The organism is Bacteriovorax sp. BSW11_IV (assembly GCF_000447755.1).
GTDB lineage: Bacteria > Bdellovibrionota > Bacteriovoracia > Bacteriovoracales > Bacteriovoracaceae > BSW11-IV.
On the sequence record NZ_AUNE01000041.1, the window covers coordinates 1 to 15,313 of the forward strand.

At 39.5% G+C, this 15,313-nt stretch carries 11 protein-coding genes and 1 tRNA gene; all 12 read left to right on the forward strand.

All coding sequences use genetic code 11. The features are described from left to right. Nucleotides 1–74 precede the first annotated feature (74 nt). A tRNA-Trp gene (locus tag M899_RS11195) sits at nucleotides 75–150 on the forward strand. Between the two features lie 183 nt (nucleotides 151–333). Then, on the forward strand, nucleotides 334–720 hold the full coding sequence (secE, locus tag M899_RS11200; protein ID WP_021271576.1) for a preprotein translocase subunit SecE: 387 nt from the start codon (nucleotides 334–336) through the stop codon (nucleotides 718–720). Between the two features lie 12 nt (nucleotides 721–732). After that, entirely contained in the window at nucleotides 733–1,335 is a 603-nt protein-coding gene (gene nusG / locus M899_RS11205; protein WP_021271568.1) for a transcription termination/antitermination protein NusG, read from the forward strand. A gap of 39 nt (nucleotides 1,336–1,374) precedes the next feature. Continuing rightward, entirely contained in the window at nucleotides 1,375–1,800 is a 426-nt protein-coding gene (gene rplK, locus M899_RS11210; protein ID WP_021271569.1) for a 50S ribosomal protein L11, read from the forward strand. Between the two features lie 43 nt (nucleotides 1,801–1,843). After that, nucleotides 1,844–2,554, forward strand: coding sequence for a 50S ribosomal protein L1 (gene rplA / locus M899_RS11215; RefSeq protein ID WP_021271572.1), 711 nt, complete (start codon nucleotides 1,844–1,846; stop codon nucleotides 2,552–2,554). Nucleotides 2,555–2,654: 100 nt separating this feature from the next. Beyond that, nucleotides 2,655–3,173, forward strand: coding sequence for a 50S ribosomal protein L10 (gene rplJ / locus M899_RS11220; RefSeq protein WP_021271573.1), 519 nt, complete (start codon nucleotides 2,655–2,657; stop codon nucleotides 3,171–3,173). Nucleotides 3,174–3,216: 43 nt separating this feature from the next. After that, entirely contained in the window at nucleotides 3,217–3,582 is a 366-nt protein-coding gene (rplL, locus tag M899_RS11225) for a 50S ribosomal protein L7/L12 (RefSeq protein ID WP_021271577.1), read from the forward strand. 141 nt (nucleotides 3,583–3,723) lie between these two features. Then, on the forward strand, nucleotides 3,724–7,851 hold the full coding sequence (gene rpoB, locus M899_RS11230) for a DNA-directed RNA polymerase subunit beta (protein ID WP_021271571.1): 4,128 nt from the start codon (nucleotides 3,724–3,726) through the stop codon (nucleotides 7,849–7,851). Between the two features lie 57 nt (nucleotides 7,852–7,908). After that, complete coding sequence (gene rpoC / locus M899_RS11235; protein WP_021271570.1) at nucleotides 7,909–12,030, forward strand: DNA-directed RNA polymerase subunit beta'; 4,122 nt, start codon at nucleotides 7,909–7,911, stop codon at nucleotides 12,028–12,030. A 96-nt stretch (nucleotides 12,031–12,126) separates the two neighbouring features. Beyond that, nucleotides 12,127–12,501 carry a 30S ribosomal protein S12 gene (gene rpsL / locus M899_RS11240; protein WP_021271575.1) on the forward strand — a complete coding sequence of 125 codons (375 nt, stop codon included), beginning with the start codon at nucleotides 12,127–12,129 and terminating at the stop codon, nucleotides 12,499–12,501. 88 nt (nucleotides 12,502–12,589) lie between these two features. Next, nucleotides 12,590–13,060 (forward strand): 30S ribosomal protein S7, encoded by a 471-nt coding sequence (rpsG, locus tag M899_RS11245; RefSeq protein WP_021271574.1) that lies wholly within the window; start codon nucleotides 12,590–12,592, stop codon nucleotides 13,058–13,060. A 109-nt stretch (nucleotides 13,061–13,169) separates the two neighbouring features. After that, nucleotides 13,170–15,260 (forward strand): elongation factor G, encoded by a 2,091-nt coding sequence (gene fusA / locus M899_RS11250; protein WP_021271578.1) that lies wholly within the window; start codon nucleotides 13,170–13,172, stop codon nucleotides 15,258–15,260. The last annotated feature ends 53 nt before the right edge of the window (nucleotides 15,261–15,313 follow it).

Genomic DNA, 15,313 nt, shown 5'->3' on the forward strand with positions numbered 1-15,313 from the left:
GACTGATTTTTTTATGAGGGGCAGTCTTGACTGCCCCTTTTTTGTTCTGTAAAACACATTCACAAATCGAATGCGGGTGTATAGCTCCAATGGTAGAGCGGCTGATTCCAAATCAGTAGGTTGGGGGTTCGAATCCCTCTGCGCCCGCCACTTTAAAATCCCTTGTAATAATTACGGCCTAAGTCACAAATAGATTGTGTTGAAATGCTGCGGCATATGAGAAATATGTAGACAAAATAGGTTATTTGTCGCATATATTGAAAGCTTAAATGGTTAAAAAACCCCTATTTTTTTGAGGAATTCAAAAAATTAACGACTATTCAAGGATGGGCCATGTCATTAGTAAGAGCAGAAGACAAGAAAAAATGGATTAATGCTTTCGTTGCTATCATGAGTATTCTATGCGGATACACAATGATTCGTTTCGTAGCGAAGCTTGGCGAATGGTTTGATTTGGAAGCTAAGATCGGAAATTTCTTAGCGTTTAATCAAGGGGTAGGGATTCTAGTAGGCCTTATGGTTTTCGTTCTTGTAATCAAGAACAGAAAGGCCACAGAGCACATGGATGAAGTATACGAAGAACTTGTAAAAGTAAGTTGGGCAAATAAGGACGCGGTATTAAAAATTACAGTGGGCCTTGTTATTGGTCTATCGATTGTAAGCGGTATCTTCGTATTAATTGACCTTGCATTTAGAGAAATACTTAATTTGATTTTCTAATAAGGAATTAGCATGAGCGAAAATGAAGTAAATGAAAATGAAGTTGAAAGCACTGAAACTGAAACAAAATCAGAGGCTCCTTCACAATTTAGATGGTATATCGCCAAGACGCTAACTGGTCAGGAAAATAAAGTTGAAAAAACTCTTAAAGAAAGAGTTGTTAACTATAAAATGACTGAATTTTTCCAGGACATTCTAGTTCCTGAAGAAAAAGTAGTTACACATTCTGGTGGAAAGAAGAGAACAATCAAGAAAAAACTTTTCCCAGGTTATGTCTTGATTAAGATGGTCATGAATGATAAGACATGGCACCTTGTTAAAGACACAGATAAAATCACTGGATTTGTTGGTGGAACACCGGAAAAACCAGCACCAATCAGTGATGAAGAAGCTGCATTCATGACGAATCAAGCTGAAGAGGGATTCAAGAAACCTAAAACGACTGTTAACTTCACTGAAGGTGAGTCTGTTAAGGTTATCGAAGGACCATTCACTTCTTTCGTTGGAACTGTAGAAGCTATTAGTGATAAAGGTAAGATCAGAGTAAACGTCTCAATTTTTGGTAGACCAACACCAGTTGAGCTCGACTTTACTCAAGTTGAAAAGGTCTCTTAATAACAGTTGGTAGATCATTTAAGATCGCAGGAGTAGAACATGGCTAAGAAAATTACTGGGTTCATCAAGCTTCAGATCCCTGGTGGTAAAGCGAACCCGTCACCTCCAGTAGGACCTGCTCTAGGGCAGAAAGGTGTAAACATCATGGAATTCTGTAAGGCATTTAATGCTAAGACACAGAAGGAAGCTGGTGTAATTCTTCCTACTATCATTACAGTGTATTCTGATCGTTCATTTACATTTGTAACGAAAACACCACCGGCATCGTACCTTCTTACGACAAAACTAAACCTTAAAAGAGGTGCTCAAAAAACGGGTACTGAGGTTGTAGGTAAAGTTGCTAAGAAAGTTGTTGAAGAAATCGTTGAGACTAAAAGACCTGACCTTACAGCTGCATCACAAGAAGCTGCTGAAAGAACTATCGAAGGTACAATGAGATCAATGGGTCTTCAAAAAGATTATTAATTGGGAGATCTGAAGAAGATCGTTTGAACCAAAAGGTGGAATTATGGCTAGAACAAAATCAAAAAAGCTCCTTGCAGCTTTAGAAAAATTCGACAAACAAAAAGCTTATTCAGTAGAAGAAGCTCTTAAACTAACTAAAGAACTTAAGTTTGCTAATTTCGACGAAACTGTTGATTTAGCTTTCAAACTTGGTGTAGACCCAAGACACGCTGATCAAATGATCCGTGGTGCTCTTGCTCTTCCAGCTGGTACAGGTAAGACAGTTAGAATTTGTGTTATCACTTCAGGTGAAAACATTAATAAAGCTGAAGCTGCTGGTGCTGACTTCGTTGGTGGCGATGATATCGTTGCTAAGATCGCTGGTGGTTGGTTAGATTTCGACAGAGTTATCGCATCACCAGATATGATGGGTAAACTTGGTAGAATCGGTAGAGTACTTGGACCAAGAGGTTTAATGCCTAACCCTAAGCTAGGAACAGTAACAACTGACGTAGCTAAGGCCGTTGAAGAGCAAAAAGCTGGTAAGGTTGAGTATAGAACTGAGAAAAACGGTATTATTCACGTGCCAATCGGTAAGTCTTCATTCGCAGACGCTGACATCAGAAAAAACTTTGATGCAGTTGTTGGAGCGATCATTAAGGCTAAGCCAGCTAGTGCCAAAGGAACATACCTTAAGTCTCTAACTATCTCTACGACGATGGGACCAGGTGTTAAGATTGATACATTAGAAGCTGCAGCTGTCGCTGCAAAATAATAATATCGACGGGGTTGAAGAAGGAAGGTATTTTCTAGGCCGTGAGGTTAAAGAAATATAAAGCCATCCTGAAATCTCCCTCCGTTTTAATGGAGGTACTATGCTTAGAAGAGCCGAAAAAGAGGCAATCATCGAAAGCCTTAGAAAGGACATCAATGAAGCCAGCGGTATCTTTCTCACTAACGTAATTGGAGTTAAATCAAACAACTCTACTGCGTTAAGAAAAAGCATCAGAGATGTTCAAGGTAAACTTGTTGTTACTAGAAACACTCTTTTTGCTAAAGCAGCTCAAGGTACGCCTGCTGAGAACCTACTTTCAAACCTAAAAGGCCCTAAAGCCGTAGCGTTTGCATTTGGGGAAGCTCCTGCAGTTGCAAAGTGTCTTAAGAATGCTGGGAAAGAACAAGAAGCCGTTACACTAGACGGTGGTTTACTAGATGGTAAGGAATTATCTGTTAAAGAAGTGGTTGCACTTGCAGATCTTCCTTCTAGAGATGAAATGCTTGGAACTTTACTTGCTACATTCAACGCTCCAATCTCAGCACTTGCTAGAGTATTGAACGTGATTAGAGAAGAGAAAGAGAAAGGCGGCGGCGTTGCATTAGCAGCTGCTGAATAATTAACAATTTATTTGAAAGATTTTTAAAATTTAAGGAGATTATATGTCTATTACTACTGAACAATTTGTTGAACATATTTCTAAAATGACAGTTCTTGAGGTTGCTAACCTTGTTAAAGAACTTGAAGAAAAATTTGGTGTTTCTGCAGCTCCTGTAGCTGTAGCTGGTGCTGCTGCTGGTCCAGCTGCTGAAGAAAAAACTGAATTTGACGTAGTTCTTGCTGATGGTGGAGACAAGAAGATCAACGTAATTAAAGAAGTACGTGCTCTTACTGGTCTAGGTCTTAAAGAAGCTAAAGAACTAGTTGAAGGTGCTCCAAAAACTGTTAAAGAAGCTGTTTCTAAAGAAGAAGCTGAAGAAATCAAGAAAAAACTTGAAGCAGCTGGAGCTAAGGTTGAAGTTAAATAATTTCAGCATTGCACCATAAATAAAAAAGACATTTATAGAGGGTGTGAAAGCGTAAAAGCTTTCACGCCTTTTTTGCGTTTTTGCGCAAAAAAATATATACGTATATATTATTCATTTACTTGGTAATCCTAGGAGACCCCAATGACAGAGGTTTTTAGACCTAACGAATGGTTTCGAAAGAACTTTGCTTCTACGCCTAGCGTTCTCGAAACACCTCCACTCATGAAGCTTCAAGTAAACTCTTACGAAGACTTCCTTCAAAAGGATGTTCCTCCAGCAAAGCGTGAAAACATTGGTTTACAAGCTGTATTTCATTCAGTTTTTCCAATTCACGATTTCAACAAGACTGTTTCACTTGAATTTGTAAGCTACACACTTGAAGAGCCGAAGTACTCTATTAAAGAGTGTCGTCAAAGAGGCCTCTCGTATGAAGCACCTTTGAAGGTTGTTGTTAGACTTGTGTTCTACGATGTAACAGTAGACAAAGATGGCAATGATCAAAGAACTGTTTCATCTATTAAAGAGCAAGAGGTTTACTTAGGTAACATCCCTCTAATGTCTGAAACAGGATCGTTCGTTTACAATGGTACAGAAAGAGTAATCGTGTCTCAGCTACACAGATCTCCTGGTATCATTTTCGAACACGACAGCGGTAAGAAGCACTCTAGTGGTAAACTTCTTTACTCTGCAAGAATCATCCCTCATAGAGGTTCTTGGTTAGACTTTGAATTCGATCACAAAAATATTCTTTTTGCGAGAATCGATAGAAAGAGAAAACTACATGCTACAGTAGTGTTGAAGGCCATGGGCTATTCGACTCCTGAGCTTTTAAATATGTTCTACAAACTTGAGAAGATTAAGTTTGGAAAGGACACTACATTTACTAGAGAATTAGATTTCGATCTAATGATCGGTACAAGAGCAACTCTTGATGTTCTTGATCCATCAACTGGTAAATCAATTATCAAAAAAGGTAAGAAATACACTAAAGCTACGGTTCGTAAGATCCAAGAAGCTGGTGTTAAAGAAATCGAAGCAGAAGTTGACGAAGTAGTTGGTAAAGTTGTTGCTGAAGATATCTTTGATGAAAACACTGGTGAAGTTCTTTGCCTTGCTAACGAAGCACTTTCTGAATCAAAAATTCATGAGTTAATTACTGCTGGCATCAATGAAGTAAACGTACTTTATATTGATATGATCAACTATGGTGACCAGATCAGAAATACACTTCTTCTTGATAAGACTGATTCAAAAGAAGATGCACTAGTTAAAATTTTCGAAAGATTAAGACCAGGTGAGCCTCCAACTGTTGAAGCTGCTAGCATTCTTTTCGAAAACCTATTCTTCAATGCTGATAAGTATGACCTATCTAAAGTTGGTCGTATGAAAATCAACTATAAGTTTGGAATGGATATTCCTGTAGAGAATACTGTTCTTACAAGAGATGATATCGCCACTACTGTTAAGTATCTAGTAGATCTTAACAATGGTAAAGGTCGTGTTGATGATATCGACCACCTTGGTAACAGACGTGTTCGTGCTGTTGGTGAGCTTCTTGAAAATCAATTCCGTGTTGGTTTAGTAAGAATGGAAAGAGCGGTTAAAGAAAGAATGGCAATTCAAGAAATTGAAACAATGATGCCATACGATCTAGTTAACCAGAAGCCAGTTGCAGCTGCAATCAAAGAATTCTTTGGTTCATCTCAGCTTTCTCAATTCATGGATCAAACAAACCCACTTTCTGAAGTAACAAACAAGAGACGTCTTTCTGCACTTGGGCCAGGTGGTCTAACAAGAGAAAGAGCTGGTTTCGAAGTTCGTGACGTTCACACTACTCACTACGGTAGAATGTGTCCGGTAGAGACTCCAGAAGGACCGAACATTGGTCTAATTACATCTCTTGCAACATATGCAAGAGTTTCTGAATACGGTTTCATTGAAACTCCATACCAAGTAATTAATGAAGACAGATCTATTTCTGAAGCAAAATACTTCACAGCTTTCCAAGAAGAAGGAAAAGTAATTGCTCAGGTTGATGCTGCTCACATTAAAGACGGTAAAATTGCTGGTGAATACATTGCGGCTCGTGCTTCAGGGGAATTTACACTTGTAAATGCTGATGAAGTTGACCTAATGGACGTTTCTCCAACACAAATGATCTCGATCGCAACATCTCTAATTCCTTTCCTTGAGCACGATGACGCCAACCGTGCCCTAATGGGATCGAACATGATGAGACAGGCCGTGCCTGTTGTTAGAACTGACGCTCCTATCGTAGGAACTGGAACTGAGAAAGTTGTTGCAAGAGACTCTGGTGCGATTCTTTTTGCTAAAGGTAACGGTAGAGTAATCTTCGTTGACTCAAACAGAATTGTTATTCAAAGAGATAAGTTCGAAGAAGGTGAGACTGGTGTAGATATTTACGAGCTAGTTAAATACCAAAGAACGAACCAAAATACATGTAACAACCAGAAGGCCCTAGTTAAAGAAGGTGACATCGTTAAGAAAGGTGACGTTCTTGCTGACGGTCCTGGTACTCACATGGGTGACCTTGCTCTTGGACAAAACGTACTTGTTGCGTTCATGCCATGGGGTGGTTACAACTATGAGGACTCGATCCTCCTTTCTGAAGATCTACTTTCAAGAGATATCTTTACTTCAGTTCACATTGAATCATATGAAGTTGAAGCTAGAGATACTAAACTTGGTAAAGAAGAAATCACTCGTGATATTCCAAACGTTTCAGAAGAAGCTCTTAAAGATCTTGATGAAGCTGGTATTATTCGCGTTGGTGCTATCATTAAGCCAGGTGACATCCTTGTTGGTAAAATTACTCCAAAAGGTGAAACTCAACTTTCTCCTGAGGAAAAACTTCTTAAAGCAATCTTCGGTGATAAGGCCGGAGACGTTAAAGATACTTCTCTTAGAGCTCCATCATCAGTACGTGGTACTGTAATTGATGCAAAAGTTTATACAAGAGAAGGTGTTGAGCTTTGTGCAAGATCTAAAGAGATCATTGAACAAGAAACAACACTTATCAGAAGAGATGAAAGAATTGAGATTAAGGCAATTCAAACATCTGCAATTCTGAAAATCGCTGAAATGCTTAACGGTGCTAAGACTACAGATAAACTAGTTTCAGAAGACGGTTCAACTGAGCTACTAGCAAAAGGTTCTGACGTAACTTCAGAAGTTCTTGCTAAGATTCCTTTCGAACTAATTGGTTACCTACCACTTGAAGCTGCTCTTGAAGAGCGTCTAGGTGAGTACTTCGCTGACGTAAGAAACAGAATCAGTAGAGTTAGACAAAAAGCTACAGATGAAATCGCTAAACAACACAGAGGGGATGAACTTCCTCCAGGTGTTATTAAGAAAGTAATCGTTTACGTTGCAATTAAGCGTAAGCTTCAGCCAGGTGATAAGATGGCCGGACGTCACGGTAACAAAGGTGTTATCTCTAACGTTCTACCAAAAGAAGATATGCCATTCCTTGCTGATGGTACTCCGGTTGAGATCGTTCTTAACCCACTAGGGGTTCCTTCACGTATGAACATCGGTCAGCTTCTTGAGCTTCACCTTGGATGGGCAGGTCGTGGTCTTGGAGAAAAAATCAAAGTTATGCTTGAAGAACAAGTTAAGCTTAACGAGATTAAAGACTTCATCTACGCCGTTTACCAAACTGAAGAAGTGAAGAACTGGTTGAAGAAAGCTAACGACGACGAAGTAATGAGAGTCGCTGAACAACTTTCAACTGGTGTAAGATTCTCTACAAAAGTATTTGATGGTGCTTCAGAAAAAGATATCCGTGAAATGCTAAGCCTAGGTGACCTAGATGAGTCTGGTAAAACAACTCTATTCGACGGTATGACAGGTGACGCATTCGCCGAGGATGTTACTGTTGGTACTATGTATATGTTGAAGCTTCACCACTTAGTTGATGAAAAACTTCACGCCAGATCTACTGGTCCTTACTCACTTGTAACTCAGCAACCACTTGGTGGTAAGGCTCAGTTCGGTGGTCAGAGACTTGGAGAGATGGAGGTTTGGGCCCTTGAAGCCTACGGTGCTGCATACACTCTACAAGAGTTCTTAACTGTTAAGTCGGATGACGTTATCGGTAGAACTAGAATGTATGAATCAATCGTAAAAGGTGAACAAGTTCTTGAACCAGGTCTTCCTGAATCATTTAACGTTCTAATCCGCGAGCTTCAAGCTCTATGTCTAGACGTTAAACTTGAGGAAAACTCTGAAGAAGAATCTTTCCGTTAATAATTCCAACCTAGGCCTTGCGCCTAGGTTACTTAAAAAATATGTAGAGGACGAAAGATGAAAGACCTTTTGAACTTTTTTGATAAACCAAAAGATCCTATTAGCGTAGAAGCTGTTTCAATTAAAATGGCTTCTCCAGACACGATTCGTGAGTGGTCGTTTGGTGAAGTTAAAAAACCTGAAACGATTAACTACAGAACTTTTAAACCAGAAAGAGACGGTCTTTTCTGTGCGAAAATTTTCGGACCAGTAAAAGATTACGAATGTATTTGTGGTAAATATAAGAGAATGAAGCACAGAGGTGTTGTTTGTGAAAAGTGTGGTGTTGAAGTTACACTTTCTAAGGTTCGTCGTGAGCGTTGTGGTCACATCGAATTAGCAACTCCAGTAGCTCATATTTGGTTACTAAGATCACTTCCTTCTAGATTAGGAGCTCTTCTTAACCTTACTCTTAAAGAGCTTGAAAAAGTTCTTTACTATGAGTCTTACATTGTTACTTCTTCAGCAACAAATGATGTTGAAGGTGGTTTGGAAATCGGTAGAGTAATTTCTGAGCAACAGTACCAAGAGCTTAAAGCTCAAGGTGTAGATTTCGAAGCTGGTATGGGTGGAGAAATTGTAAAAGACATGCTTAGAAAGCTTGACCTTGACCAAGCAAATAAAGAACTTAGACGTGGTCTAAGAGCTGCTACAACTGAAATGGCTAGAACAAAAATTGTTAAAAGACTTAAAGTTGTTGAATCAATCCTAAGATCAGAAAACAAGCCTGAGTGGTTTATGATGGATGTTATTCCAGTTCTTCCACCAGACCTAAGACCACTAGTTCCTCTAGAGGCCGGTCGTTTTGCAACTTCTGACCTTAACGATCTTTACAGACGTGTTATTAACAGAAACAACCGTCTAAGAAGACTAAAAGAGCTTAACGCTCCTGAGATCATCATCAGAAACGAAAAGCGTATGCTTCAAGAAGCTGTTGATGCTCTATTTGATAACGGTAGAAGAGGAAAAGTATTTACTGGAGCTAACAAGCGTCCACTAAGATCACTTTCTGATATGCTTAAAGGTAAGCAAGGACGTTTCCGTCAAAACCTTCTTGGTAAGCGTGTTGACTACTCTGGACGTTCGGTTATCGTTGTTGGTCCTAAGCTAAGACTTCACCAGTGTGGTCTTCCTAAGCTTATGGCACTTGAGCTTTTCAAGCCATTTATTTACAACAAACTAATTGAAAGAGGTCACTGTACAACTATTAAAGTTGCTAAGAGAATGGTTGATCAACAAAAAGAAGAAGTATGGAACATCCTTGAAGAAGTAGTTCAAGAGCACCCAGTACTTCTAAACCGTGCACCTACTCTTCACAGACTTGGTATTCAAGCTTTTGAACCAATGCTAATTGAAGGTAAAGCTATTCAACTTCACCCGCTTGTATGTACAGCTTTCAACGCTGACTTCGACGGTGACCAGATGGCCGTTCACGTTCCACTTTCAATTGAAGCACAAATTGAGTGTCGTATTCTTGCAATGTCGACAAACAATATTCTATCTCCAAAAGATGGTACGCCAATTATCGTTCCTTCACAGGATATCGTTCTAGGTCTTTACTATATGACAAGACTAAGACCATATGCTCGTGGATACGGTAAAGTATTCTCTTCTAGAGAAGAAGCACAATTTGCATTCCACTCAGGTAACCTTCACCTTCAAGCTCCAATCAAGGTTCGTCTTGATGGTAAACTTGTTGAGACAACTGTTGGTAGAACATTCGTATACGATGTAATTCCTAGCTGTCTAAAATTCGAAGATGTTAACAAGATTCTTGGTAAGAAAGAACTTGGTAAGCTAATCGATAAGGCATACCGTGTAGGATCAGAAAAAGATACAGTTCTTCTAGCTGACGCTATTATGCAACTTGGATACTTCTACGCTACTAAAGCGGGTATCTCAATTAACGTAAACGACATGACTATTCCTGTTGAGAAACAAGGAATTCTTGATGAAGCTTACGCTGAAGTTGCAAGAATTACTGAAGAGTATAACGAAGGTTCGATCACAAATGGTGAGCGTTACAACAAAGTCGTAGACGTTTGGTCACAAACTTCTGAAAGACTAGTTAAAGTTATGCTTGAGAGAATTTCACAAGATACATTTACTTCAGAAGTTGCTGGTGAAGAACCAGTTAAAGCTCCATCATTCAACGCACTTTATATGATGGCCGACTCTGGAGCCAGGGGTTCTGCTCAGCAGATGAGACAGCTTGCAGCTATGCGTGGTCTAATGGCTAAACCATCTGGTGAAATTATTGAAACTCCAATTACAAATAACTTCCGTGAAGGTCTTTCTGCACTTCAATACTTCACGTCTACTCACGGTGCTCGTAAAGGTCTAGCCGATACGGCCCTTAAGACAGCTAACTCAGGTTACCTGACAAGACGTTTAGTTGATGTTGCTCAAGATGGTATCATTAGAAGTGAAAACTGTAACACACAAGACGGTATCGTACTTCAATCACGTGTTGAGGGTGGTGAGATCGTTGAACACGTTGCTCAAAGGGCAATGGGACGTGTTACTGCTGCTCCAGTTCGTGACTTCGAAGCAAAAGAAGTTCTTCCTGCTGGATACCTTCTAACTGAAAAAGATCTTGATCTTCTAAAAGAAAAAGAAGTTGACCAGATCAAAGTTAGATCAGTTCTTACTTGTAACGAAAGACATGGTTTCTGTGCTGCTTGTTTCGGCCGTGACCTTGCTCGCGGTACAATGGTAAGTATTGGTGAAACTGTTGGTGTTATCGCTGCTCAGTCAATTGGTGAGCCGGGTACACAGCTTACAATGCGTACATTCCACGTTGGGGGTACTGCAACTGCTGGTGCTCAAATTACTAAGTCGACAGCAAGAGCTGCTGGTAAGTTAGTTTTCAACAATGTTCAAATTGCTGAGACACCAAACGGTATGATCATTATGAACAAGACTGGTGAGCTAGTTGTTAAAGACGCTCGCGGTGTTGATAAAGAGAAATTCCCAGCTGTATACGGAGCAAAAATTCACTTTAGAGAAGGTGCTGACGTAAACGTTGGGGATACAATCATTGAATGGGACCCATTCTCGATGCCACTTCTAACTGAAGTTGCAGGTCTTGTTAAGTTCGAAGATCTAGTTGTTGGTGCAACTGTTTCTGAACAAACAGACTCAGTGACAGGTCTTACTCAAAGAGTAATTACTGAAACTAAAGATCCATCTCTTCAACCAAGAATTACAATCGTTGATGCTAATGGAAACCCAATCCTAGTTCCGGGAACAAGAAGACATGCTTCTTACCGTCTACAAGTTGGGGCTAACATTATCGTGAACGAGGGTGATGAAGTTGCTGTCGGTGGTGTTCTTTCAAAAGTTGCCCGTGAATCGACTAAGACAAAAGATATTACAGGGGGTCTACCAAGAGTTGCTGAGCTTTTCGAAGCTAGAAAACCAGCTAACGCTGCTCAGATTTCTGACGTATCAGGTACAATTGAATTTGGACCAGAGGTTCGTGGTAACAGAAGAATTATCGTTAGACCGGAAGATGGTCAAGATCCTGTAACTTACACAGTTCCGAAAGGTCGTTTCGTTATCGTTAACGAAGGTGACTATATCAGAGCTGGTGAAGCTATCATGGACGGTCCATCGAACCCACACGATATTCTAAGAGTTCTTGGTATTAAAGAACTTGCTAAATATATCGTTGACGAAATCCAAGAAGTATATAGACTTCAAGGGGTTAACATCGATGATAAGCACATCGAGGTAATCGTAAGTCAGATGGTTAAGAAAGTTGAAATCTCTGATCCAGGTGATTCTAACTACGTAACTGGTGACTCTGTTACTAAAGGTGAGCTAATGGAAACTAATGAAAGACTTGTTGCAGATGGTTTCGAACCAGCTCAAGGTCGTTCATTACTTCTTGGTATTACAAAAGCTGCATTGACTACGGATTCATTCCTATCAGCGGCTTCGTTCCAGGAAACAACTAAAGTTCTTACACAAGCAGCTCTTGAAGGTAAACAAGATCTTCTTAGAGGACTTAAGGAAAACGTTCTCATGGGTCGCCTAATTCCAGCAGGTTCTGGTATCTCAAGATACAGAGATTTCGATGCTGTAGTTAACGATGACTCTTATGTGAGCGCAGATTCAGCAACTTTAATGTTGTAAAACAACTTGTATTGGCCAAGATGATGTGATACATCATCTTGGCTTTTTGTATGGTATAAAAGCAGACAGCAGTTTGAAGTAGAAGGAGTGGTTTAAATGCCAAGTATTAATCAATTGATCAGAAAAGGTCGCGAGGACAAAGTTGATAAGACAAAGTCTCCGGCACTAAAAGCATGTCCTCAAAGAAGAGGCGTGTGTACAAGAGTTTACACGACTACACCAAAGAAGCCGAACTCAGCTATGAGAAAGGTTTGTAGGGTAAGACTTACTTCAGGTTTTGAAGTAACTTCATACATTGGTGGAGAAGGTCACAATCTTCAAGAACACTCTATCATTATGATTAGAGGTGGAAGGGTTAAAGACCTTCCAGGGGTTCGTTACCATACTATCCGTGGTGCACTAGATGCAACAGGTGTAGATAAGAGACGTCAAAGACGTTCTAAATATGGTGCGAAGAAACCTAAAAAATAAACTTTAAAATTGTGAATTAATCGCTCCCTCGGCTGAGCACTCATTCGGGCCATGGGAGAGTAAACCAAACGGTTGAAGAGAGGAAAATATGAGTAGAAAACATAGAGCACCTGTAAGAGAAGTTCTTCCAGATCCAGTATACCAAGACGTTGTAGTTGCTAAAACTGTTAACGCTCTTATGAAGGACGGAAAGAGATCTACTGCAGAAAAAATCTTCTACGGAGCTATGGCCCTAGTAGAGAAAAAAACTGGTGAAGAGCCTTTAAAAGTATTTAAAAAAGCTCTTTCAAATATCAAACCTGCTGTTGAAGTAAAATCAAGAAGAATTGGTGGGGCGACTTACCAAATTCCTGTTGAAGTAAGACCAAACAGACGTCAATCACTTGCTCTTAGATGGTTAAGAGACTATGCAAGAGGAAGAAACGGAAAGACTATGGTAGACAGACTAGCTGATGAAATCATCGATGCGTCTCAAAACCGTGGTGCAGCCGTTAAGAAGAGAGAAGACGTTTACAAGATGGCTGAAGCTAACAAGGCTTTCGCTCACCTTAAGTGGTAATATCTTTTAATTAGTTTTTATACCATACATACAAAAAAGAAGGCTTCTTGGGTTTAAACCCCAGGAAGCCTTTTGTTATTAGTAAAGTAGTCAAAGGGACAATGGAAATATGAGCTCAGACCGTATTTCAAAAATCAGAAATATTGGGATCATGGCACACATCGATGCTGGTAAGACGACAACTACCGAAAGAATCCTTTATTACACTGGTAAGAATCATAAAATTGGAGAAGTTCACGATGGTGCGGCCACGATGGACTGGATGATCCAAGAGCAAGAAAGAGGTATTACAATTACCTCGGCCGCTACAACATGCCACTGGCTTAAGCATGAGATCAATATCATTGATACTCCTGGGCACGTTGATTTTACAATTGAAGTAGAAAGGGCCCTTCGCGTACTTGATGGTGCAGTTGGTGTTTTCGATGCCGTATCTGGTGTAGAACCACAATCTGAAACTGTATGGGGACAGGCCGATAAATATAATGTACCAAGAATTGCATTCGTTAATAAAATGGATCGAATTGGTGCTGATTTTGAAAATTGCTTAAACGAAATTAGAGAAAAATTAGGTAAAACTGCAAACGCTATTCACTGGCCAATTGGTAAGGAGGATACGTTTGAAGGTATGATCGATCTTGTGAAGATGAAGGCCTATACTTTTTCTAGTGATGATTTAGGTGCAACTGTTGTTGAAGGTGAAATTCCTGCTGATCTAGTTGATGAAGCTTCAATGTATAGAACTGAATTACTAGATGCTCTTTCAAATTATGATGATGCTTTAATGGAAGCCATTTTAATGGAAGAAGAAATTTCAATTGAAACAGTGAAAACAGTTTTAAGAAAAGCTGTAAATGAACACAACTTCATTCCTGTTTTATGTGGATCTGCATTCAAGAATAAAGGGATTCAGCCTCTTCTTGATGCTGTTGTTGACTATTTACCATCGCCCATTGATAGAGGTGAGGTAAAAGGCCACAACGCTAAAGACACAGATAAAACTGAGGTGAGAAAACCATCTGAAGATGAAATTTTCTCAGGTATTGCATTTAAAATTGCAACGGATCCATTTGTTGGTTCACTAACTTATTTCAGAATTTATTCTGGTGAATTAAAAGTTGGTCAACAAGTGTTTAATCCACTTAAAAAGAAGAAAGAAAGAATTAATAAAATTCTAAGAATGCACGCAGATAAGAGACAAGAGATAGATTCAGCTTATGCGGGAGATATTGTAGCTCTTACTGGTTTAAAAGAGACAATCACTGGTGAAACATTATGTACTGATCACAAGCCAATTGTGTATGACCTAATGGAATTTCCAGAAACAGTTATCTCTGTTGCAATTGAACCTAAGACAACTGCTGATGAAAAAAAATTGATGGAATCGTTAAGACAGCTAGAGCTTGAAGATCCTTCTTTCAATTATCAGCATAATAAAGAAACTGGTCAGCTTTTAATTTTTGGTATGGGTGAGCTTCACTTAGAAATTATTGCTGATAGATTAGAGCGTGAATTTAAAGTTGGAATTAGAGTAGGGAAGCCTCAAGTGTCATACCGCGAAGGTATTGCGAGAGCTGCTGATTCTGAAGCTACATTCAACAAAGAGCACGGCGGAAAAGTAATCTTTGGTAACTGTAAAATCAAAGTTGAGAAGATTGATTATCAGGCCGGTGTTTTATTTGAAAACGCTACCAAGAAGGCTGAACTACCAAAAGAATTTGTTGATTCTATACAAAAGAGCATCATTGATTCGTCTTTTGGTGGTGCGTTGGCTGGATATCCGTTCATTAATATTAAAGCGACTTTAGTTAGCGCTGAATTTAATGAAGAATCTGCCGATGAGGTGGCCTACGCTATAGCTGCTTCACAAGCATTCAGAGAAGCCTGTAAAAAGGCAGGATTAATGCTTCTAGAGCCTAAAATGAACCTAGAAGTTGTAACTCCAGCAGACTATACTGGGGATGTTATTTCAGACATCAACATGAAACGCGGAAAAATCTTGTCAATGGGCACAAAGCAGAATAAAGAGGTTCTCGAAGCAGAGGTTCCATTGTCTGAGATGTTCGGTTATAGTACTGACCTACGATCAAAATCTCAGGGCCGTGCTAGCTTCACGATGAACTTTGATAAGTATGAAGAGATCCCTATGGATCTTGCTAAACAAATTTTAGAAAAGAAAGGTATCTACATAAACAACTAGGTTGCAAAAACTGCAAATGTTTTTAATTAGTTTAGGAGAGTAAAAATGGCTAA